Source organism: Bradyrhizobium sp. Kon69 (genome assembly GCF_055807515.1).
The window spans coordinates 1-253 of the sequence record NZ_JBVVOS010000468.1; the positions used below are offsets into that span (position 1 = coordinate 1).

Annotated in this window: 1 pseudogene; it reads right to left on the reverse strand. The window is 67.2% G+C overall.

Annotation, left to right across the window (positions count from 1 at the left end):
• A pseudogene (locus tag AC0L3U_RS39840) lies at positions 1–253 on the reverse strand (phosphate/phosphite/phosphonate ABC transporter substrate-binding protein); the annotation flags it as partial.

The window sequence follows — 253 nt, forward strand, 5'->3', positions numbered from 1 at the left end:
CCGCCAGCACGGCTTGCAGGCCCAGCGTTTCACCCACCTGCGCAAGATCCTGCAGCGCAAGGTTCATCGCTTCGCGAATCTGCTCCAGGCGCTCATCGCTCAAACTCCCCGGGCCGATATAGGGCAATGTCGGGCTCGGCGCGCTGCGGCTGACGATGCGCAGCCCGGCCACTTCGGCGGGCGCGAAACGGGCCAGGTAATCGAAGGTGACGCTGTCGATGGCGACAAGGTCGGCGCGGCCTTCGCGCAGCCA